Below are 22,357 nucleotides of genomic sequence, written 5' to 3' on the forward strand. Positions count from 1 at the left end.
CACGGGAGTTAGAAAACACGATTGGTATTAATCATTAACTACTACCACTATGATGCGTTTTTCTTCCAGATCATCATCATTTTCGCTGAGGTATACGATATCCCCAGCCCGATGAATCAGGGAATGTTCATTGGAAAATACAACCCCGTTATTTCGGCCATCATATGAAAATGACTCCTCAGTGCCTTTATCAAGGAATATTTCTGCTGAATTAATACGCGATGAATTTTTGCCAATATCAAGCCCGCCTCCTGAATACTTTACACCCGTTCCAGTTGCGTTGGTATTGTCATTCAATTGGACGACCATGCTTTTTTTGCCGGGATCCTTATGCCAGGGCAAATCTTTAATTCCCCTTGAGGGAATTAATGGGTAACGAATCAGGACAAGATTAGAAACTTCTACCGAACGATCCCGCCATTGAAATTCATCGGCCATTTTTTCCAATGCCTCTGAGCATAGAGCCCGGATTTCATCCGATGAAGTAGCCAAGCAGTCCTTTCGGAAAGACTCTTTAATCAAATGACTATTTTTATCAAACTGAATTCGCTTTTTATAGCATAATTCGGCCATGAAAACGGGATTTTCATGATTTAACCCAAATTTCAGATGGTCAAATATTGTGCTTGATTTTATAACTTTTCCTACCATTCTTTCATTCAGCAGATGTTTGACAAAAGCCGAATTGAAATAACTTTTGTCGTCATCTATTACCCGATTGGCCTCTTTTAAAACACTTTCAGAAAACACCGAGGAGACTCTTCTGAATGTATCGCCAAATTTTATGCCTTTGGCCTGCGTTTCAACAGAATATGCCGAGGCGGCATCTGAAAAAACCTGCATCGTTGGGCGGGAAGAAATATTATTAGACAACATCATTATCACTCCTTTGATCTATTAATTATTCAATTACAGGACTAACCAAACATCATTCAACGATTCTGGAGTGTCCAAAGCAGAATAGTTCAGCAAAAAGCGTATAAACTGGTAATTTCAACCATCCCCGATGACGAAACATGAGATGGTTGCCTTACTCACAAGAGATCACCGGGTAATCCCTCAGAAGTTTGCTTTTTCGCCGATACCTGCCTTTTACTTTGCTGGAAGCTGACTCAGTGTTGGTATCCTATAAAGTCTGAGTATGAAACATCGTAGGGTATTTTTTGTAAACATGACAGGCAGAAACGCTGGCGTTTCGGTCAGGAATACTAACCTTGGCAGGTCCCTGTCAGGTCAAGAGGAAAAGATTTTTCTTTTCTCCGTGGCAAGGGTTTTTTTTACTGGATAACATCATCGTAAGTGTGGAAGTTATGTCAAGACAGTTCCTTAGAGTCTGTCGCCTGATATTTTCTGGCAATAACAAGAAACTCCCGGTTTCCATCACCCCCTTTGATCGGACTGTCAAAATAATCGGTGGTTTTCAGACCCTGCTCTTCGAGACAACTTCGAATGGATGATTCTACTTCAGGATAGAGACGCTCATCCCGAACAATGCCTCCTTTGCCAAGACCTGCTTTTCCCACTTCAAATTGCGGTTTGACCAGGCTGACCAGAAAACCTCCCTTTTTAATCAGCGGTGCCAGCGAAGGTATAATTTTGGTCTGGGAAATAAAAGAAACATCCATCACCGCCAGATCAAACCCGGCTCCGTTTTCAGTATGCTCTAACAGCTCCGGGCCAAGCTCACGGGCATTAATACCTTCCAGACAAACTACCCGCTGATCCTGCCGCAGTTTCTCTACCAGTTGCTCATGCCCTACTTCAATACCGACTACTTTCGTCGCGCCTGACTGCAGGGCACAATCAGTAAAACCGCCCGTTGACTGACCCACATCAATCACGGTCATTCCCGTAATATCCAGACCGGCTTTCTCCAGAGCACTTGCCAGCTTGAGTCCGCCACGGGAAACAAATCTATCCGACTCATCCAGAGTGACTTTCAGCTCTGCCTCTCCGGTCAGTTTCTCGCTGGGCTTTTTTACGGTTTGCCATTTGCAGGAATGCAACACTTGCACCTTTCCTTCAGCAATAAACTTCTGTGCCTGGGTGCGGGAGGCAGCAAGGCCGTTGTCTACCAGCAGACGATCCACTCTTTCCATTCTAATAACCGTATTGGGAAACAGATAATACCAATCGAACTTACAACTCGTTCCCACGCTCTGAGGCTGTCGCAAAACTCTCTCCGGCGTGGGAACGCGTTGACTCCCGTCATTGCCGGCTTCATTCCCGCGAAGGCGGGAATCCACACTGACTCTCCACCAGAACCATACTGCCCGGTGTCCCCCTGGCCTTGTCATCCCCGAGAAGGCAGAGACCCACCGTTGGCGCTGGATTCCCGCCTTCGCGGGAATGACGACTTCAGAGCGTGAGAACGAGCTGTTGAAGTTTTGCGACACGCTCCATCACTGGAGTTAGAAAGCAAGATTGGCATAAAGTATAAGTACCTGTTCGTACAAAATCATATTTTCTTACTCATTCTGTGCTGACCTTTTAAAGGGTCAGGGGAACCATTTCCTGAGTTGAATGTCCAAATTAAGAGAAGGCAACCATCTGACAACGGAAGTCAGTCAATCAATGAACAGGAGTTTCTTATGAATATAAACCCCATCCCTTCACCGCCGCCGAGTTTCACTGATTTCGCTAACATTGAGGCTTCAGCGAATGATCCTGCTCAAAAGCAGGATGATCTGTCTAAACAGATTGCAACTCTCGCTACACCTGAAGTTGCCAAGCAGATTCCCTTAACAGAAGGTAACCTGAGTCAGTTTAAAAAAGCGTTGGAAGAGCACAGCGTAACCGCCGCAGATGCAATGCATCACCCTCTGGCCTCCATTGTTGGCAGCATGGATGGTTGTGTATCCGCTCTGAGTAAGGCGATTTTGAACCCAATACCCTTTACCTCACGGCGTCTTCCTGTTCTTCCTTTGCTTTCTTTCAAATACCTGGGCCTGAAAAAAACCTTGGCACTCTATATTGCTATTGGCGCAGCCGGAGGCTTTTACGGCAGGCTTAAGGCTGCTTCTGAAATCTACCAGAAGACACCTGAAGATAATCTGACAGAAACAGTAAAACGCCTCGAGAAGGAGTGTTCCGAGTTAAAGGAGCAAATGCTGGAAGCACGGCTTGAGCGATTGAATGCGTTGAATAATTGTCGTCGACTGGCACCTTTGAAGATTTTTATAAATGATGCAAATGTGCGTAATTTTTTCGAACGTACATTGAATGATTGTGTTGAATTGACGATGCCGACGGATATCCAGTTTTATGAGAAGGTACTGCAAAAACAGGCCTCAGACATTCAGGCTCTTGAAGTAAAGCTTTACAGTTTAGAAGAGAAAATGACCGAAGGTAGGGATGTTAAGCTGAAATTTCTGCGAACAGCTCTTGATCTGGACGCCGAAAAGGAAGCGTTCAAACGCGTACAGGCATTACTGGACAGCGCAAAGGCCAACCCGGTAGTTCAGGATTTAGCTGGGCATGCCCGGCAGTTGGATGAGTTAGCAAATAGTTTGTCTGAGAATTCCAAGCTTCAGATGACATTTGAAGCTCAAAAAAAATACCTCGCAGCTGAGAGCAATTTCAGTAAATTGCAGCATGACTTTATAGAAAAACAGGTGGAACTTATTAAAGCTCTTGTCAGCAAGCAACGGATTTTTATGGCTCGGGGCGAGGGCATGACGACCAAAAAGGAAGATAGAGAGGCATCTCGTGCAGGTGTTTCCGCTAGTGCAGATAGCCAATCTCAGACCTCTGGGGCGGCTGGTTCAAGCCCGGTATAAACTGACCAGACTCAATTTTCCTTTACCAACAGGCAGAGAAAACTGTGCTGTCCGGTAATGCCATGGGAGTATCAGTACGGGGCAACAGGCTCATAGTGGTTGTGTGGGATTGTGCCTGCTAGAGGTTTTTGAAAAATTCATCCAGATCCTCAATGCCTTGAGATTCATTCATTAGATCCTGCCAACTGTCAGGGGGCGTTCCCGCACTCACCAGTTTCCTAAACACCGAATATGCATCGGTCTTGCTACCGTAGGCACGTTTGGTTTTTTCGTCATTTACCCAAGCATATATGATGATTCTGGCTGCCTCGTCGTAGCGGAAAAACAGCCGGTACTGTTGAAAAAACTTAGCTCGAAACCAATGCTTTCTGGCTTTTCCAAGCGTCAAACCTTGACGGTATATTGGATCAGAGGGATTGCTCGGAACCTGTTCAAACGCCAACTGGTTTATTGCCGCCAGTCGTTTTGTGGCGTTTTTCTTTTGAAAAGAATCAGGATGTTGTTGTTTCAGTTTTTTGACTTCAACAGCCAAGCTCTTGAGTTGAGCGACAAACATTGGGTGGGCCAGAATCGTCCAGCCATGAAAATCATTACGGTTGGAAGGCATTGCCGATCAATCCCCACCAAGAGGCTCATCGAGATCAATATCGATCTCCCCAACCAGATCAGTGAGCTTCTGGGCAAGCTCCGGGGAAACCGGCTTCAGTGTTCGGGGATGATTTTTCATGTCCCGCTCAAGAAAATCCAAGAAACCTGCTATTACAGGGTCTTCTTTGTCACTCTGGCACTTAGAAAGTAGGACGCTGCCATCGGAGCGAATCTCATACTGAAGCTTTTCCTGCTTGTTCAATTCCAACGCCTTTCTGACCGAGGCCGGAATAGTCGTCTGATAACGATCCGTCAGGGTGGATCGATCTACGGACACATTTTTCATGATGAAACCTTAGATTGTTAACTATCACTTATTATGGTAATGCAAGTGCATTGTTGTGTCAAAATCAGGATTGAGGATGAGTCGGTGAACAAGCGGACTCTGATCTGACCGCCCTGCTGCCGGTAGTTCGGGGTTTTTGCGCATTCCCTCAGAAAGAAGCTGAATCACCCTCTTCCCCCGAAGACAAGGAATCCATGACATCGAGCATTTTTTCAATTGCTTTGCCCATGCTCATTTTGCCGTCAGCAAGGGCTTGTAGACGGTAATACATAGCTTTCCTGACTCGGATTCATAAGTCAGTGTTGATATCTCTGACAATCTTATCTTCTGACTGTTTAGAGACTGGCATCCTGCGCAGGCCTAATAAAACGGTACGCCCCGCATACATGGAGTTGATGGGCAAGCTCACTCTGGAACACCTTGTTGGCCTCTTAAAAAAGGAAAGTGAGGATGTCATAGGTATCGTGTTTGCTTGGGGCAACTGTTGAAGATGAGGCCATTGTTTTTGAGTACCATTCGCAGCTGTACAAGTACGGGTTCTGCGGGGTGTTGTTCAATGAGGCATGTCCTGGAAGCTGCCTAGGTCAGGGCAATGGTTTTCTCGCTACAGAGCTCACTCGGGATGCTGATGCCATGATTTGTCTGATCGAGGCGGACCTTTTTTCTTTGACAACAGATTTTAGGCAAATATCAATCGGGGTGGTGAAAGGCAGATAGAAAAACAGATGGAATTTATTAAAGCTCTTGTCAGCAAGCAACGGGTTTTTATGGCTCGGGGCGAGGGAATGACGACCAAAAAGGAAGATAGAGAGGCATCTCGTGCAGGTGTTTCCGCTAGTGCAGATAGCCAATCTCAGACCTCTGGGGGGGCTGGTTCAAGCGCGGTATAAACCCACTTCCAAGCCTTCAGGCTTGGTGGTGGTCGTTTATTAATGCCTTGAGTGTCTGCCAGGGAATACCCTCCCTTTTTCGGACAAGGCTGTCACGAGAACCATTTCTGACAGCCAGTATCTCTGCGGCAATGGCAATGGCGATCTCTGCGGGCTCTCTGCCTCCCACTTCATTGAGTCCGACCGGACATCTCATCTGCTCAATCCGTTTCGGGTTGAAGCCCTTATGCTCAAGACGCTTACGGAATCTGCTGGCTTTAGTCTCGGAGCCTATGACGCCCAACCAGCCGGTGTCTGATCGTTTTAATGCCTGTTCAGCAATCGCATAATCCAGCTGGTGATTGTGGGTGACCACCAGAATAAAGGCGTTTTCGGGCAGATCTGCCACTTCTTCATCAGGCTGTTCACTGAGAATACAGGTGACATTTTCAGGGGTATTCCGGGGGAAAAGTTCTGCCCGATTATCAATCCAGGTAATACGGCAATTCAGAGGCGTAAGAACATGAATAAGCGCTTTGCCAATATGCCCGGCCCCAAACAGAGCGATATGGAAGTGACAGCCTGCAATGGGCTCCAGCATCACGCTGACACTGCCACCGCAGCACTGACCTAACCGGGGACCCAGTGGGAAGTGCTCCATAACAGGCTCATGCTGATCTGAAGCCATCAGCTCCCTGGCTCTCTCAATCAGCAGAAACTCAAGATGCCCGCCACCCACAGTGTCAAAGCTTTTTTCTTCTGTGACCAGCATTTTACTGCCTGATTTTCTGGGCGCAGAACCGGCTGATCCCAGGACGGTCACCAGAACGCCAGGCAGACCAGAACGCTTGAGCTTTGACAGCGCGTCAATCCACTCCATAGGCGGCCTCCTCTTTTTTTAGAGGTTCTGTGTGGGGCCGCTCTTTAATTTTCGAGATGGCTTTCAGCACTCTTTCCGGAGTCGCGGGAACATCAATGTCCGGGCTGACGGTGTAGTCTGAAAGGCTCGAAACGGCATCACGTATTGCCGACCACACCGAGAAGCTGAGCATCAGGGGAGGTTCGCCGGTGGCCTTGGAATGATAAATCGTATGCTCCGGATTATCCTGCTCGAACAACTCAACGTTAAAGATAGCCGGTAGATCTTCAATCGTAGGAATCTTGTAAGTCGCCGGGTTGTTACTGAGCAATCTTCCCTGCTCATCCCAGACCACTTCTTCAGTGGTCATCCAGCCCATACCCTGGATAAACCCGCCTTCAATTTGGCCACGGTCAATGGCGGGGTTCAGTGATCTGCCAACGTCGTGCAATATATCAACCCGCTCCACCCGGTATTCACCGGTCAGGGTATCCACTACCACTTCAGAGACTGAAGCACCGCAGGCAAAATAATAAAAAGGGCGGCCACTGGCTGTTTCCCGGTCATAGTGAATCTCGGGAGTGCTGTAAAAGCCTGAGCTGGAGAGTGAAACCCGGTTGAAGTAAGCGGCCTGAATCAGTTCAACAAAAGGAATGGTCCGCTCTTTCATGTGGACATGACCATCAGCGAACTGAATAGCCTCAGGTTGTTCCTGATAATGTTCGGCAGCGAATGTTATCAGGCGATCACGAATTTTCTGACAGGCATCCTGTGCGGCCTTGCCGTTCAGGTCACTGCCGCTGGAAGCCGCCGTCGGAGAGGTGTTGGGTACCTTGTCGGTTCGGGTGGAGGTCACTTGTACCTGATCCAGGCCAACCCCAAATTCATGAGCAACCACCTGGGCCACTTTAACGTAAAGCCCCTGTCCCATCTCGGTACCGCCATGATTTACCTGAATACTGCCGTCTGTGTAGACATGGACCAGAGCGCCAGCCTGATTGAGATGTTTGGCCGTGAAAGAGATACCAAACTTCAGCGGGGTCATGGACAAGCCTTTCTTTAATACCGGGCTGTTCCGGTTGAACGCTGTAATCTCCTGCCTGCGCTTTCGGTATTCAGAACTCTCTTCCAGTTTTGCCATCAGCTCCGGCAGAACATTGTGTTCAAAGGTCTGGTGGTAATGAGTGACATTTCGTTCGCCAATGCCGTACAGGTTATTAAGGCGAACATCCAGTGGGTCAAGACCGGTAGCACGAGCAATGTCGTCCATTGCCCGCTCTATTACCAACATGCCCTGAGGCCCGCCGAAGCCTCTGAATGCGGTGTTGGAAGCAATGTTGGTTTTGCAGCGGTGACCAGTGACTATGGCATTATCGAGGTAGTAAGCATTGTCGGAATGAAACATGGCCCTGTCGACAATAGCGTCTGTGAGGTCAGGGGAATAACCGCCATCACCTGCGACCTCTATATCTATCCCCTTGATAACTCCTTTACTGTCAAAGCCTGCGCGATAACGGTGTCTGAAAGGGTGGCGCTTGCCGGTGGACATCATGTCCTGTGAGCGGTCGACCCGGAATTTTACGGGTTGTCCTGTTTTACTGGCCAGAAGTGCTGCAATACAGGCCGGACCAGCAGCCTGGGTTTCTTTGCCACCAAAGCCTCCCCCCATGCGTCGAACATCCGCCACGACTTTGTGCAAAGGAATGCCCAGAACTTCTGCTACCAGCTTCTGCACTTCAGAAGGGTGCTGGCTGGAGGTGTAAATATGGTATTGGTTGTCTTCCAGAGGGACGACGCTGGCAATCTGTCCTTCCAGATAAAAGTGTTCCTGGGCGCCGTTGCTCATGGCACCTTCGAGTCGTCTGGGTGCTTCGGCAATGGCACGATGGGCGTCGCCTTTACGCATCACATGCTCAGGTCTGAGAAAGGATTCTTCCTGCATGGCCTGATCGATGCCCAGCACAGGCTCTAACGCCTTGTATTCAATGTTTGCTTTTCTGGCCGCTTTTTTGGCGGCCAGGTGAGACGTGGCCGCTACCGCAAAGACCGGCTGACCGATATAGTCGACCTTGCCATCAGCCAGCAACATATCACCAGGGTAAACCGGGCCAATGTCTTTGTGTCCGGGAATGTCGTCAGCGGTGACGACCATGACCACACCGGGACTGTTTTTGACTGCCTCCAGATCCATGCTGATGATTTCAGCATGGGCCTGGGTAGACAGGCCAAATCCGGCGTGTAACTGACCGGCCATTTCGGGTCGATCATCGATATAGGTGGCTCTGCCGCTGACATGCAGATGGGCACTGTCGTGTTTGGCTGTCTTCGGGGAAGACCGGGTTTTGCTGATATCCGGTAACTTACGCATGAGCAATGATCCTCGCAGTTTGTCCGGACATTTCCAGAAAGTATCTTTCCAGCAGGTTGCATGCTGCCTGCAATCGATAGTCGCTGCTGCCCCTGACATCGGACAGTGGTGTGAATTCTGAACGAATGGCTTTCTGCGCCTCTTGCAGAGTAGTGGCGCTGGCCTCTTTTCCTGTCAGGGCTTTTTCGCAGGCCAAAGCCCGTTTGGGTATAGCTGCCATACCTCCAAATGCGACTCTGGCACGGGTAATGATTCCGTTGTCGTTCAATTCCAGATTGATGGCGGCCAGAACGGCAGATATATCATCACCATAACGTTTGCTCAGCTTGTAAACTCTGAGTTGATGCGGCTTGAGCGGAATGCGAATGCGGGCAATAAATTCACTTTCTTCGAGCAGGGTCTTTTTGTAGCCCAGGAAAAAATCTTCCAGAGGCAGGGATCTGATGGTGTTGCCTATACGCAGCTCAACCTGTGCATCCAGTGCCAGTAACACAGGAGGCGTGTCGCCTATGGGCGAGGCATTACCGATATTGCCGCCCAGAGTGCCCACATTTCGAATCTGTTGTGAGCCCAGACGTGAAAGCATTTCTGCAAACTCAGGAAAGTGTCTGGCCAGCAGAGGTTCCAGCTGACGGAAGCTGGCCGCAGAGCCAATGATCATTTCCCGGTCAGTACAGGTGATCTCTTTTAACTCATTGACCGAGGCCAGAGTGACCAGCGACGGTAAATCCTTCATCTGTTGAGTCACTTCCAGCCCAAGGTCTGTGCCACCGGCCAGTAATCTGGCTTGTGGATGTTGTAACAGATAATCAGCCAGTGCCTGCTCGGAGTTCGGCATGAAGACACCATTGGCGGTGTCATCGAGCCGGGCTTTCAGTGCGTTGAGTTTCTGAACTGTCTCCTGTTCCTGATGCTTGAAGCGGTCAGAAGATGTCAGGCTGGCGATTTCATCAGCAGCATCAACGATAGATTGGTAGCCGGTACAACGGCAAAGGTTGCCACCCAGAGCTTCAGGAATGTCAGGTCTGTTTTCGGGGGCTTCATGATGGAAGGCAAACAGGGACATGATAATGCCGGGCGTACAGAAACCGCATTGAGAGCCGTGGTGATCCACCATGGCCTGTTGAACAGGGTGCAGTTTTTCCCCTTCAGCAAGATCTTCAACGGTGATCAGTTGCTTGCCGTTAAGTGCCGGTAGCAAAGCAATACAGGCGTTGATGGTCTGATAGTTCAGACGGTCGTTCTCCGGCTCCGCAACCACCACAGTGCAGGCACCGCAGTCGCCTGAACAACAGCCCTCCTTGGTGCCGGTTTTTCTATCCGGATTGTGGCTGTGATTACCCCGGAGGTAGTCCAGTACGGTGGTATCGGAGGGAGTGTCTCTAAGTTCAACCAGAGTCTCGTTGAGCAGAAATCGAATCACGACGACTGACTCCTTTATTCTAATTCTCTATAGGGAAAAATATTCTGCATGGTCGTTTTTTTGTTTTTGATTTACGTAGAATATTTTTCTTAGCTCATATCTGCGACTTGTAATTTGACTATTTGGTCGGGAAAATAGCAAGCGAAATCAGCAAAATGCTGGTATTAAAAACAGGCTGGTATTAAAGAGGCAGGCAGCAGACTCAGCTGTCCTGGAACGAATAATGCTATCAAAAAAGCCTCGTATACCTTTGGATCGTTTTTTATTGACCCGGGGTAAATTCAGTATTATCAGTTTTGATCAGTTGCTTGGATCATTGCATCGATAAGAACAACAATTATATGGAGTCTGGAATGGATAACGCTGAAATGTCGCCCGCTGTGGGTGGGGATAAGGGTGCATCATTGCTCGATCGTCTCTTCAAACTCAGTGCCAAAAACACGACAGTAAAAACTGAAATGATGGCAGGTCTGACGACCTTTGTTACCATGTGTTATGTGGTGTTTGTCATACCGGGAATGCTCAGTGATGCCGGGATGGATAAGGGTGCCCTGTTCACTGCCACCTGTCTGGTCGCGGGCCTGAGTACCATTGCCATCGGTCTTTTCGCTAATTGGCCTGTAGGACTGGCTCCGGGTATGGGTTTGAACGCTTTTTTTGCCTACGCGGTGGTGCTGGGAATGGGTTACACCTGGCAAGAAGCCATGGGTGCTGTATTTTGGGGCGGCATAGGCTTTATGTTGTTGAGCCTTTTCAAAGTCAGGGCATGGATTGTAGACAGCATTCCTGTCGGTCTCAGAGTCGGAATCACCAGCGGTATTGGCCTCTTCCTGGCACTGATTGGTCTTAAAAATGCCGGCATTGTGGTGGCCAGCCCCGGCACCATAGTGACGTTGGGGGACATCACTCAGTTTGGCCCAATGATGGCCTGTCTCAGTCTGTTTCTTATTCTGGGTCTGGCATTCCGTGGCCTCAAAGCCGCTGTGCTGATCGCTATTGCCGTTGTCACCTCTATTGCCTTGTTGGCCGGTGATGTTGCCTTTAGTGGCGTGGCTTCAGCACCACCCAGCATGATGCCTATCGTCGGTGGACTGGACATTATGGGTGCTCTCAACCCTGAAATGCTGGGTGTCATTATTGCTTTCATGTTCGTCAATCTGTTTGATACGACAGGTACCCTGATTGCTGTGGGCGACAAGGCGGGTCTGGCCGACAAAGACGGTAAAATGCACAACATGAACAGAGCCATGATCACTGACGGTACAGCTTCATGGGCGGGTGCACTGGTGGGTACACCGACGGTCACTTCCTATGTTGAAAGTGCTTCAGGTGTGGCCGCAGGAGGTCGCACCGGTCTGACAGCGGTTACCATTGGTCTGCTGTTTTTGCTCTGTGCTTTCTTCTCTCCCCTGGCCGGGATGGTACCTGCTTATGCAACTGCGGGAGCGCTGATTTATGTTGCCGTTCTGATGGTGGGCAGCCTTGCTAATATCGACTGGAACGATCTGACTGAAGCCGGACCGGTCATGATGACCGCTATCATGATGCCACTGAGCTTCTCTATTGCTAATGGTATTGCTCTGGGATTCATCGCTTATCCGGTGATTAAAGTTCTGGCCGGACGTTCCAGCGATGTCAGTATCAGTGTCTGGGTATTGGCTGTGCTCTTTGTCCTCAAGTTTGTGTTCTTTGGCGTTTAAGCTTCTCTGGCTTGCTCATTTCTGGTGAGCAAGCCTGTTCACTTTCAATCTGTGTAGATTATGGCTTCAGCTCTGTGATCGTCGCTGAGTTCATCGCTTTTATCAAACCGGGCTTTACGACAGTCATCAGATATAAAACATCGGCGTTTCAGTAAAATTCCATAACCTTTGTCATAGGTGAGAGAATCCAGGAACCACTATGTTTTAGTTTCGTGCCCCTCATCTTCTCGTCTATCCTCACTGCTCCTATCCCTGGAAAACAAAGGATAGAACCATTAACAGCCTACTCTCCCACATATTGGTCTTTTTGCCTTTCGTCTGCCCGGTTGAGCCACAGACTTATTGTTTTATCGTTGAGGTTGATCAGAATGAGGCTTCGACAAGCCAGAGTTTTTCTATAAAAACTGAGCCGGACCTATTAACTGCAATGCCAATGACCGATTGGAGGCTAATGCAAAACGAACCATCACACATGACCAGCACAGACGGATATTCAGGGTCAGGCATGCTACCCGATGACAAACCCAGTCGGCGAAACCAACTTCAGATCATCACCTTGATGTACGGAACGGGCGGCGGTAACTATTCCCGGACAACGGGGTCAGAGGATCATGGACAGTCATTCAATAGACATTCAGAAAAATCACATTATTTATACGACAACGACAACAATGATGAAAATTCGGGTCAGCCCACCGACTCGCGACATAGCCTTGACAAAAATTGCCATGAACAGCCCTGTTGTAATCAACAAGGAGTCTGTATCTTCGCTCCTTACAAAAGTACCCACTGTCGTTCAATCTCAGATGACTCTTTCGCTAGCACAACAGATGTCTATTTGCAGACAGGAGATCAGGAATCTGACCCGGTAAGCCATCCTGCCAAAGCACCGAGAGTTGTCTCAGGAGCTGACAGCACGACCGGTTCATCATTAAAACTAAATCCATCTCCTGCGAAAAAACAAAAGAAGACGGACTCCAAAAAATACCGATGTAATCACCCCGGCTGTGAAAAATCATTTAGCTCCCAAGGCTCATTGAGCACTCACAAAAGTCAATATCACACCGGAGAACAAACCTGTCTTGAGTGCCAGAAGCCCCTGCCAAACGCTCGAGCCCTGGCGATTCACAAAAGAAAAGATCACACCGGAGAGCAAACCTGCCCTGAGTGCCAGAAGCCCCTGCCAAACGCTCAAGCCCTGTCGGATCACAAAAAAAAAGAACATAGCGGAGAGCAAGCCTGCCCTGAGTGCCAGAAGATTCTGCCAAACATTCAAGCCCTGTCGAATCACAAAAGAAAAGATCACACCGGAGAGCGAACCTGCCCAGAGTGTCAGAAGACCCTAGTAAACATGAAAGCCCTGTCGGATCACAAAAGAAAAGAACATAGCGGAGAGCGAACCTGCCAAGAGTGCCAGAAGACCATGCCAAACGCGCAAGCCCTGTCGAATCACAAAAGTCAATATCACACAGGAGAGCGAACCTGCCCAGAGTGCCAGAAGACAGTGCCAAACGCGAAAGTCCTTTCGGCTCACAAAAGTCATTATCACAGCGGAGAACAAACCTGCTCTGAGTGCCAGAAGAGCCTGCCATACGCTCTAGCCCTGTCGTATCACAAAAGAAAAGAACACAGCGGAGAGCAAACCTGCCCAGAGTGCCAGAAGACCCTGTCAAACGCGCATGTCCTTTCGGTTCACAAAAGTCAATATCACAGCGGAGAGCAAACCTGCCCTGAGTGCCAGAAGCCCCTGCCAAACGCTCGAGCCCTGGCGGTTCACAAAAGAAAAGAACACAGCGGAGAGCAAACCTGCCCAGAGTGCCGGAAGACCCTGCCAAGCTTGAAAGCCCTGTCGAGTCACAAAAGGCAACACCGGAAACGAAAGCTTGATGATGCAAAGTCAAGTGATTGATTTCTGCCCGGGAGGGAAAGGCAATGTTCACAGCTCTTAAACCCTGTTGGAAAAAATAATTTATACGACATTAGATTTTTTTTTGCGCTTTTTTAATTCCCATAGAGCTTGCCAACATTGAAAAACGCCCTAACTTCCTATCGTCTATCCTCACTGCTCCTATCCCGGGAAAACAAAGGATAGAGCCATTAAAAGTCTACTCTCGCACGTATTGGTCTTTTTGCCTTTCGTCTGCCCGGTTGAGCCGCAGACTTATGGTTTTATCGTTGAGGTTGGTCAGAATGGGGCTTCGACAAGCCAGAGTTTGTCTATAAAAACTGAGCCGGGCCTATTAACTGCAATATCAGTGACCGACTGGAGGTTGATAAAAAATGAACCATCACACATGACCAGCACAAACGGATATTCAGGATCAGGCATGCTACCCGATGACAAACCCTGTCGGCGAAACCAACTTCAGATCATCACTTTGATGTACGGAACGGGCGGCGGTAACTATTCCCGGACAACGGGGCCAGAGGATCATGGTCGGTCATTCAATAGACATTCAGAAAAATCACATTATCCATACGACATCGACCATAATGATGAAAATTCGGGTCGGCCCACTGACTCCCGACATAGCCTTGACAAAAATTGCCATGAACAGCCCTGTTGCAATCAACAAGGGTTTTGTATCTTCGCTCCTTCCACAAGTACCCAGTGTCGTTCAACTTCAGATGACTCTTTCGCTTGCATAACAGATGTCTATCTGCAGACAGGCGATCAGGAATCTGGCCCGGTAAGCTATCCTGCCAAAGCACCGAGAGTTGTCTCAGGAGCTGACAGCACGACCGGTTCATCATTAAAACTAAATCCACCTACTGCGAAAAAACAAAAGAAGGCGGACTCCAAAAAATACCGATGTGATCACCCCGGCTGTGAAAAATCATTTAGCTCTCAAGCCTCAATGTACAATCACAAAAGTCAATATCACACCGGAGAACGAACCTGCCTCGAGTGCCGGAAGCCCTTGCCAAACGCTAATGCCCTGGCGTTTCACAAAAGAAATGCTCACACCGGAAAGCAAACCTGCCCTGAGTGCCAGAAGACCCTGCCAAATGCGAATGCCCTGTCGGCTCACAAAAGTCGATATCACACCGGAGAGCAAACCTGCCCTGAGTGCCAGAAGACCCTGCCAAACGCTGAAGCCCAGTGGACTCACAAAAGAAAAGAACACACCGGAGAGCAAACCTGCCCTGAGTGCCAGAAGATCCTGCCAAATGCGAATGCCTTGTCGGCTCACAAAAGTCGATATCACAGAGGAGAGCAAACCTGTCCTGAGTGCCAGACGACCCTGTCACATAATCAAGCCCTGTCAGATCACAAAAAACGATATCACACCGGAGAGCGAACCTGCCCAGAGTGCCTGAAGACCCTGCCACACGCTCAAGCCCTGTCGGTTCATAAAAGTCGATATCACGCTAGAGAGAAAACCTGCCCAGAGTGCCAGAAGCCCCTGCCAAACGCGAAAGCCCTGTGGGCTCACAAAAAAAAATATCACACCGGAGAACAAACCTGCCCAGAGTGCCAGAAAACCCTGCCGAACTATCAAACCCTGGCGTATCACAAAAGAAAAGAGCACACCGGAGAGCAAGTCTGTCCTGATTGCAAGGAGCCCCTGCGAAACGCTCAAGCCCTGTCGACTCACAAAAAAAAATATCACACCGGAGAACAAACCTGCCCTGAGTGTCAGAAGGCCCTACCAAGCACTCAAGCCCTATCGGCTCACAAAATTCGTTATCACTGCGGAGAGCGAACCTGCCCTGAGTGCCAGAAGACCCTGCCAAACCCTCCAGCTCTCTCGGCTCACAGAAGAAAAGAACACAGCGGAGAGCAAACCTGCCCTGATTGCCAGAAGTCCCTTCCAAACGCGAAAGCCCTGTCGACTCACAAAAGTCAATATCACACCGGAGAGCAAACCTGCCCAGAGTGCCAGAAGACCCTGCTAAACGCTCAAGCCCTATGGGATCACAAAAGAAAAGAACACAGCGGAGAGCAAACCTGCCCAGAGTGCCGGAAGACCCTGCCAAACGCGAAAGCCCTGTCGAATCACAGAAGAAAATATCACACAGGAGAACAAACCTGCCCTGAGTGTCAGAAGGCCCTACCAAGCACTCAAGCCCTATCGGCTCACAAAATTCGTTATCACTGCGGAGAGCAAACCTGCCCAGAGTGCCAGAAGACCCTGCCAAACCCTACAGCCCTCTCGGCTCACAGAAGAAAAGAACACAGCGGAGAGCAAACCTGCCCTGATTGCCAGAAGTCCCTTCCAAACGCGAAAGCCTTGTCGACTCACAAAAGTCAATATCACACCGGAGAGCAAACCTGCCCAGAGTGCCAGAAGGCCCTGCCAAACGCTCAAGCCCTGTGGGATCACAAAAGAAAAGAACACAGCGGAGAGCGAACCTGCCCAGAGTGCCGGAAGACCCTGCCAAACGCGAAAGCCCTGTCGAATCACAGAAGAAAACACCGGAAACGAAAGCTCGATGATGTAGAGTCAAGTCATTGATTTCTGCTTGTCACAGGCCCAGGAGGGAAAGGCACTGCACACGTTTGGGCATGATCTGAAGTGCAATGCTCACTATCGTCTATCCTCACTGCTCCTATCCCAAGAAAACAAAGGATAGAATTATTAAAAGTCTACTCTCGTACGTATTGGTCTTTGTGTCTTTCGTCTGCCCGGTTGAGCCGCAGACTTATGGTTCTATCGTTGAGGTTGATCAGAACAGGGCCTCGACAAGCCAGAGTTTTTCTATAAAAACTGAGTCGGGCATATTACCTGCAATGCTAATGACCGATTGGAGGCCGAGGCAAAACGAACCACCACAGATTAGCAGCACAAACGAATATTCCCGGTCAGGCATACCAATCGATGACAAACCCTGTCGGCGAAACAAACTTCAGATCATCACTTTGATGTACGGAACGGGCGGCGGTAACTATTCCCGGACAACGGGGCCAGAGGATCATGGTCGGTCATTCAATAGACATTCAGAAAAATCGCATTATCTCTACGACAAAGACCATAATGATGAAAATTCGGGTCGGCCCAATGACTCCCGACATAGCCTTGACAAAAATTGCCATGAACAGCCCTGTTGCAATCAACAAGGGGTTTGTATCTTCGCTCCTTCCACAAGTACCCAGTGTCGTTCAACTTCAGATGACTCTTTCGCTTGCATAACAGATGTCTATCTGCAGACAGGCGATCAGGAATCTGGCCCGGTAAGCTATCCTGCCAAAGCACCGAGAGTTGTCTCAGGAGCTGACAGCACGACCGGTTCATCATTAAAACTAAATCCACCTACTGCGAAAAAACAAAAGAAGGCGGACTCCAAAAAATACCGATGTGATCACCCCGGCTGTGAAAAATCATTTAGCTCTCAAGCCTCAATGTACAATCACAAAAGTCAATATCACACCGGAGAACGAACCTGCCTCGAGTGCCGGAAGCCCTTGCCAAACGCTTATGCCCTGACGGTTCACAAAAGAAAAGATCACACCGGAGAGCAAACTTGCCCTGATTGCCAGAAGAGCGTGCCAAATGCGAAAGCCCTGTCGGATCATAAAAGAAAATATCACACGGGAGAGCAAACCTGCCCTGAGTGCCAGAAGCCCCTACCAAGCGCTCAATGCCTGTCGGCACACAAAAGAAAAGATCACACAGGAAAGCAAACCTGCCCTGAGTGCAAGAAGATCGTGCCAAACGCTCAAGCCCTGTCGGATCACAAAAGAAAAAAACACAGCGGAGAGCAAACCTGCCCTGAGTGCCAGAAGCCCCTGTCAAACGCTCAAGCCCTGTCAGACCACAAAAGAAACTATCACACGGGAGAGCAAACCTGCCCTGAGTGCCAGAAGCCCCTGCCGAACGCGAAAGCCCTGTCGTATCATAAAAGAAAACATCACACGGGAGAGCAAACCTGCCCTGAGTGCCAGAAGAACCTGCCGAACACTTTAGCCCTGTGGGCTCACAAAAGAAAAGATCACAGCGAAGAGCAAAACTGCCCTGATTGCCAGACGACCCTGCCGAACGCGATAGACCTGTCGTATCATAAAAGAAAATATCACACGGGAAAGCAAACCTGCCCTGAGTGCCAGAGAACCCTGGCAAACGCTCAGTCCCTGTCGGCTCACAAAAGTCAATATCACTCCGGAGAGCAAGCCTGCCCTGAATGCCAGCAGACTCTGCCAAGCACTCAAGTCCTGTTGGCTCACAAAAGAAAATATCACACAGGAGAGCAAACCTGCCCTGAGTGCCAGAAGACCCTGCCGAACAACCAAGCCCTGTGGGCTCACAAAAGAAAATATCACACCGGAGAGCAAACCTGCCCAGAGTGCCAGACGACCCTGCCAAATGCTCAAGCTCTGTCGGCTCACAAAACTCGACATCACACCGGAGAGCAAACTTGCCCTGAGTGCCAGAAGACCCTGTCAAACACGAAAGCCCTGTCGGATCACAGAAGGCAACACCGAAAACGAAAGCTTGGTGATGTAAAGTCAAGTGATTGACTTCTGCTTGTTACAGGCTCAGGAGGGAAAGCACTGCACACGTTTGGGCATGATCTGAAGTGCAATGCTCACGTCCATCTGTCTATCACCTGCGGGGGTATCGTCTATCCTCACTGCTCCTATCCCGGGAAAACAAAGGATAGAGCCATTAAAAGTCTACTCTCGCACGTATTGGTCTTTTTGCCTTTCGTCTGCCCGGTTGAGCCGCAGACTTATGGTTTTATCGTTGAGGTTGGTCAGAATGAGGCTTCGACAAGCCAGAGTTTGTCTATAAAAACTGAGCCGGGCCTATTAACTGCAATGCCAATGACTGATGGGAGGCTGATGCAAAACGAACCATCACACATGATCATCACTTTGATGTACGGAACGGGCGGTGGTAACTATTCACGGATAACAGAGTCAGAGGATCATGGTCAGTCGTTCAATAGACATTCAGAAAAATCACATTATTTATACGACAACGACAACAATGATGAAAGTTCGGGTCAGCCCACCGACTCCCGACATAGCCTTGACAAGAATTGCCATGAACAGCCCTGTTGTAATCAACAAGGAGTCTGTATCCTCGCTCCTTCCACAAGTACCCGGTGTCGTTCAACCTCAGATGACTCTTTCGCTTGCGATGTCTATTGGCAAACAGGCGACCGGGAATCTGGCCCGGTAAGCCATCCTGCTGAAGGTACAAAAGTTGTCTCAGAAGATGACAGCACAACCGGTGCATCATTAAAATTAAATCCACCACCTGCGAAAAAACAAAGGAAGGCAGGCTCCAACAAATACCGATGTCATCACCCCGGCTGTGAAAAATTACTTAGCTCTCAAAACTCATTGTACAATCACAAAAGTCAATATCACACCGGAGAACGAACCTGTCCTGAGTGCCAGAAGCCCCTGCCAAACGCTTATGCCCTGTCGGTTCACAAAAGAAAATATCACACCGGAGAGCAAACCTGCCCCGAGTGCCGGAAGAGCCTGGCAAACGCTCGAGCCCTGTCGGATCACAAAAGAAAATGCCATACCGGAGAGCAAACCTGCCCTGACTGCCAGAAGCCCGTGCCAAACGCGCAAGCCCTGTCGGTTCACAAAAGTCGATATCACACCGGAGAGCAAACCTGCCCTGAGTGCCAGACGACACTGCCACACGCGCAAGCCCTGTCGGATCACAAAAGAAAATGTCACACCGGAGAACAAACCTGCCCTGAGTGCCAGACGACACTGCCACACGCGCAAGCCCTGTCGGATCACAAAAGAAAATGTCACACCGGAGAACAAACCTGCCCTGAGTGCCAGAAACCCCTGCCACACGCGCAAGCCCTGTCGGCTCACAAAAGTCAATATCACAGTGGAGAGCAAACCTGCCCTGAGTGCCAGAAGACCCTGTCAAACGCTCAAGCCCTGTGGACTCACAAAAGAAAAGAACACACTGGAGAGCAACACTGCCCTGAGTGCCAGACGACCCTGCCAAACGCTCACGCCCTGTCGGATCACAAAAGTCATTATCACAGAGGAGAGCAAACCTGCCCTGAGTGCCAGAAAACCCTGCGAAACATTCATGCCCTGTCGAATCACAAAAGAAAAGAACACACCGGAGAGCAAACCTGCCCTGAGTGCCAGAAGATCCTACCAAGCGCTCAAGACCTGTCGAATCACAAAAGTAAATATCACAGCGGAGAGCAAACCTGCCCTGAGTGCCAGAAGACCCTGTCAAACGCTCTAGCCCTGTGGAATCACAAAAGAAAAGAACACAGCGGAGAGCAAACCTGCCCTGAGTGCCAGAAGACCCTGTCAAATGCTCTAGCCCTGTGGAATCACAAAAGAAAAGAACACACCGGAGAGCAAACCTGCCCTGAGTGCCAGAAGACCTTGGCAAACAGTCAGGCCCTGTCGGCTCACAAAAGCCAATATCACACCGGAGAACGAACCTGTCTCAAGTGCCAGAAGCCCCTGCCAAACGCTCTAGCCCTTTCGAATCACAAAAGGCAATATCACACCGGTGAGCAAACCTGCCCTGAGTGCCAGAAGCCCCTGCCAAACGCCCTAGCCCTGTCGAATCACAAAAGGAAACACCGGAAACGAAAGCTTGGTGAAGCAAAGTCAAGTGATTGATTTTATTGCGCTGAAGATTTAAGTCTTTAGAGCTTGCCAATATTGAAAACCTTCCAAACTTTCTATCGTCTATCCTCACTGCTCCTATCCCTGGAAAACAAAGGATAGAACCATTAAAAGTCTACTCTCGCACATATTGCTCTTTGTGCCTTTCGTCTGCCCGTTTGAGCCTCAGACTTGCCGTTTTATCGTTGAGGTTAATCAGAATGGAGCTTCGATAAGCCAGAGTTTTTCTATAAAAACTGAGCCGGGCATATTAACTGTAATGCCAATGACCGACTGGAGGCTGATGCAAAACGAAGCATCACACATGACCAGCACAAACGGATATTCAGGGTCAGGCATGCTACCCGATGGCAAATCCTGTCGGCGAAACAAACTTCAGATCATCACTTTGATGTATGGAACGGGCGGCGGTAACTATTCCCAGACAACAGCGTCAGAGGATCATGGTCAGTCATTCAATAGACATTCAGAAAAGTCGCATTATCTCTACGACAACGACCATAATGATGAAAGTTCGGGCCGACCCACTGACTCCCGACATAGCCTTGACAAAAATTGCCATGAACAGCCCTGTTGTAATCAACAAAGAGTCTGTATCTTCGCTCCTTCCACAAGTACCCGGTGTCCTTCAGCCTCAGATGACTCTTTCGCTTACACAACAGATGTCTATTTGCAAACAGGCGGTCAGGAATCTGGCCCGGTACACCATCCTGCTGAAAGTTCGACAGTTATCTCAGAAGCTGAAAGCACAACCGGTTCATCATTAAAATTAAATCCACCTCCTGTGAAAAAACAAAAGAAGGCAGGCGCCAAAAAATACCGATGTGATCACCTCGGCTGTGAAAAATCACTTAGCTCTCAAACCTCGTTTTACAATCACAAAAGTCAATATCACACCGGAGAACGAACCTGTCTCAAGTGCCAGAAGCCCCTGCCAAACGCTCATGCTCTGGCAGTTCACAAAAGAAAAGATCACTCCGGAGCGCAAACCTGCCCCGAGTGCCAGAAAACCTTGCCAAACAAAAAGGCCCTGTCGACTCACAAAACTCAATATCACACCGGAGAGAAAACCTGCCCTGATTGCGAGAAGACCGTGCCAAACGCGCAAGCCCTGTGGGATCACAAAAGAAAATATCACACCGGAGAACAAACCTGCCCTGAGTGCCAGAAGATCCTGCCGGACGCACAAGCCCTGTCGACTCACAAAAGAAAAGATCACACCGGAGAGCAAACCTGTCTTGAGTGCCAGAGGACCTTTGCAAACCTTCAAGCCCTGTCGGCTCACAAAAGTCAATATCACAGCGGAGAGCAAACCTGCCCTAAGTGCCAGAAGACCCTGTCAAACGCTCAAGCCCTGTGGATTCACAAAAGAAAAGAACACACCGGAGAGCAAACCTGCCCTGAGTGCCAGAAGACCCTACCAAACGCTCAAACGCTCTCTGTTCACAAAAGTCAATATCACACCGGAGAAAGAACCTGTCCTGAGTGCCAAAAGACCTTGCTAAACGCCCAAGCCCTGTCGAATCACAAAAGGCAACACCGTAAACGAAAGCTTGATGATGCAAAGTCAAGTGATTGATTTCTGCTTGTCACAGGCCGAGGAGGGAAAGGCACTGCACAGTTTGGGGTATGATCTGAAGTGCAATGCTCACGTCTATCTGTCTATCACCTGCGGGGGTATCGTCTATCCTCACTGCTCCTATCCCCGGAAAACAAAGGGTAGAGCCATTAAAAGTCTACTATCGCATGTATTGGTCTTTTTGCCTTTCGTCTGCCCGGTTGAGCCGCAGACTTGTGGTTTTATCGTAGAGGTTGATCAGAATGGGGCTTTGACAGGCCAGAGTTTTTCT

At 49.2% G+C, this 22,357-nt stretch carries 16 protein-coding genes and 1 pseudogene; 9 read left to right on the top strand and 8 right to left on the bottom strand.

Features of this window, described 5'->3' with window-relative positions:
• Positions 1 to 27: 27 nt before the first annotated feature.
• Positions 28 to 879 carry a hypothetical protein gene (locus ACO6VG_RS07555; RefSeq protein ID WP_422136363.1) on the bottom strand — a complete coding sequence of 284 codons (852 nt, stop codon included), beginning with the start codon at positions 877 to 879 and terminating at the stop codon, positions 28 to 30.
• A gap of 434 nt (positions 880 to 1,313) precedes the next feature.
• On the bottom strand, positions 1,314 to 2,099 hold the full coding sequence (locus tag ACO6VG_RS07560) for a TlyA family RNA methyltransferase (protein ID WP_422473361.1): 786 nt from the start codon (positions 2,097 to 2,099) through the stop codon (positions 1,314 to 1,316).
• 99 nt (positions 2,100 to 2,198) lie between these two features.
• Between ACO6VG_RS07560 and ACO6VG_RS07565 the strand changes: the two genes are divergently transcribed.
• On the top strand, positions 2,199 to 2,369 hold the full coding sequence (locus ACO6VG_RS07565) for a hypothetical protein (protein ID WP_422136365.1): 171 nt from the start codon (positions 2,199 to 2,201) through the stop codon (positions 2,367 to 2,369).
• A 222-nt stretch (positions 2,370 to 2,591) separates the two neighbouring features.
• On the top strand, positions 2,592 to 3,779 hold the full coding sequence (locus ACO6VG_RS07570; protein ID WP_422473363.1) for a hypothetical protein: 1,188 nt from the start codon (positions 2,592 to 2,594) through the stop codon (positions 3,777 to 3,779).
• 118 nt (positions 3,780 to 3,897) lie between these two features.
• Here ACO6VG_RS07570 and ACO6VG_RS07575 read toward each other — a convergent pair whose 3' ends face one another.
• From ACO6VG_RS07575 to xdhA, 6 genes are all read right to left on the bottom strand, one after another.
• Positions 3,898 to 4,386 carry a type II toxin-antitoxin system YhaV family toxin gene (locus ACO6VG_RS07575; protein WP_422136367.1) on the bottom strand — a complete coding sequence of 163 codons (489 nt, stop codon included), beginning with the start codon at positions 4,384 to 4,386 and terminating at the stop codon, positions 3,898 to 3,900.
• A 6-nt stretch (positions 4,387 to 4,392) separates the two neighbouring features.
• Positions 4,393 to 4,713: a type II toxin-antitoxin system PrlF family antitoxin gene (locus tag ACO6VG_RS07580; protein WP_422136368.1), complete on the bottom strand. Its 321-nt coding sequence runs from the start codon at positions 4,711 to 4,713 to the stop codon at positions 4,393 to 4,395.
• 148 nt (positions 4,714 to 4,861) lie between these two features.
• Positions 4,862 to 4,984, bottom strand: coding sequence for a hypothetical protein (locus ACO6VG_RS07585; RefSeq protein WP_422136369.1), 123 nt, complete (start codon positions 4,982 to 4,984; stop codon positions 4,862 to 4,864).
• 635 nt (positions 4,985 to 5,619) lie between these two features.
• Entirely contained in the window at positions 5,620 to 6,462 is an 843-nt protein-coding gene (gene xdhC / locus ACO6VG_RS07590) for a xanthine dehydrogenase accessory protein XdhC (protein ID WP_422410825.1), read from the bottom strand.
• Positions 6,449 to 8,809: a xanthine dehydrogenase molybdopterin binding subunit gene (gene xdhB / locus ACO6VG_RS07595; protein WP_422410823.1), complete on the bottom strand. Its 2,361-nt coding sequence runs from the start codon at positions 8,807 to 8,809 to the stop codon at positions 6,449 to 6,451. The genes xdhC and xdhB overlap by 14 nt, the downstream gene beginning before the upstream one ends.
• Positions 8,802 to 10,232 (bottom strand): xanthine dehydrogenase small subunit, encoded by a 1,431-nt coding sequence (xdhA, locus tag ACO6VG_RS07600; RefSeq protein WP_422473365.1) that lies wholly within the window; start codon positions 10,230 to 10,232, stop codon positions 8,802 to 8,804. Before xdhA ends, xdhB begins: the two co-directional genes overlap by 8 nt.
• A gap of 353 nt (positions 10,233 to 10,585) precedes the next feature.
• On the opposite strand from xdhA, the gene ACO6VG_RS07605 reads away from it, so the two are divergent.
• From ACO6VG_RS07605 to ACO6VG_RS07635, 7 genes and pseudogenes are all read left to right on the top strand, one after another.
• The gene (locus tag ACO6VG_RS07605) at positions 10,586 to 11,932 is read left to right on the top strand and encodes an NCS2 family permease (RefSeq protein WP_422136373.1); all 1,347 of its coding nucleotides are present in this window, start codon (positions 10,586 to 10,588) and stop codon (positions 11,930 to 11,932) included.
• A gap of 451 nt (positions 11,933 to 12,383) precedes the next feature.
• Positions 12,384 to 13,841: a C2H2-type zinc finger protein gene (locus ACO6VG_RS07610; protein ID WP_422136374.1), complete on the top strand. Its 1,458-nt coding sequence runs from the start codon at positions 12,384 to 12,386 to the stop codon at positions 13,839 to 13,841.
• Between the two features lie 385 nt (positions 13,842 to 14,226).
• Entirely contained in the window at positions 14,227 to 16,392 is a 2,166-nt protein-coding gene (locus ACO6VG_RS07615) for a C2H2-type zinc finger protein (RefSeq protein ID WP_422136375.1), read from the top strand.
• A gap of 281 nt (positions 16,393 to 16,673) precedes the next feature.
• Complete coding sequence (locus ACO6VG_RS07620) at positions 16,674 to 18,392, top strand: C2H2-type zinc finger protein (RefSeq protein WP_422136376.1); 1,719 nt, start codon at positions 16,674 to 16,676, stop codon at positions 18,390 to 18,392.
• Between the two features lie 30 nt (positions 18,393 to 18,422).
• Positions 18,423 to 18,494 (top strand): annotated as a pseudogene (locus ACO6VG_RS07625) (transposase); the annotation flags it as partial.
• Between the two features lie 222 nt (positions 18,495 to 18,716).
• Positions 18,717 to 20,501 (top strand): C2H2-type zinc finger protein, encoded by a 1,785-nt coding sequence (locus ACO6VG_RS07630; protein ID WP_422473367.1) that lies wholly within the window; start codon positions 18,717 to 18,719, stop codon positions 20,499 to 20,501.
• 289 nt (positions 20,502 to 20,790) lie between these two features.
• Entirely contained in the window at positions 20,791 to 22,086 is a 1,296-nt protein-coding gene (locus ACO6VG_RS07635; protein ID WP_422413081.1) for a C2H2-type zinc finger protein, read from the top strand.
• Positions 22,087 to 22,357 lie beyond the last annotated feature (271 nt).

It is taken from the genome of Endozoicomonas sp. ALB032, assembly GCF_049310125.1.
Taxonomy (GTDB): Bacteria; Pseudomonadota; Gammaproteobacteria; order Pseudomonadales; family Endozoicomonadaceae; genus Endozoicomonas_A.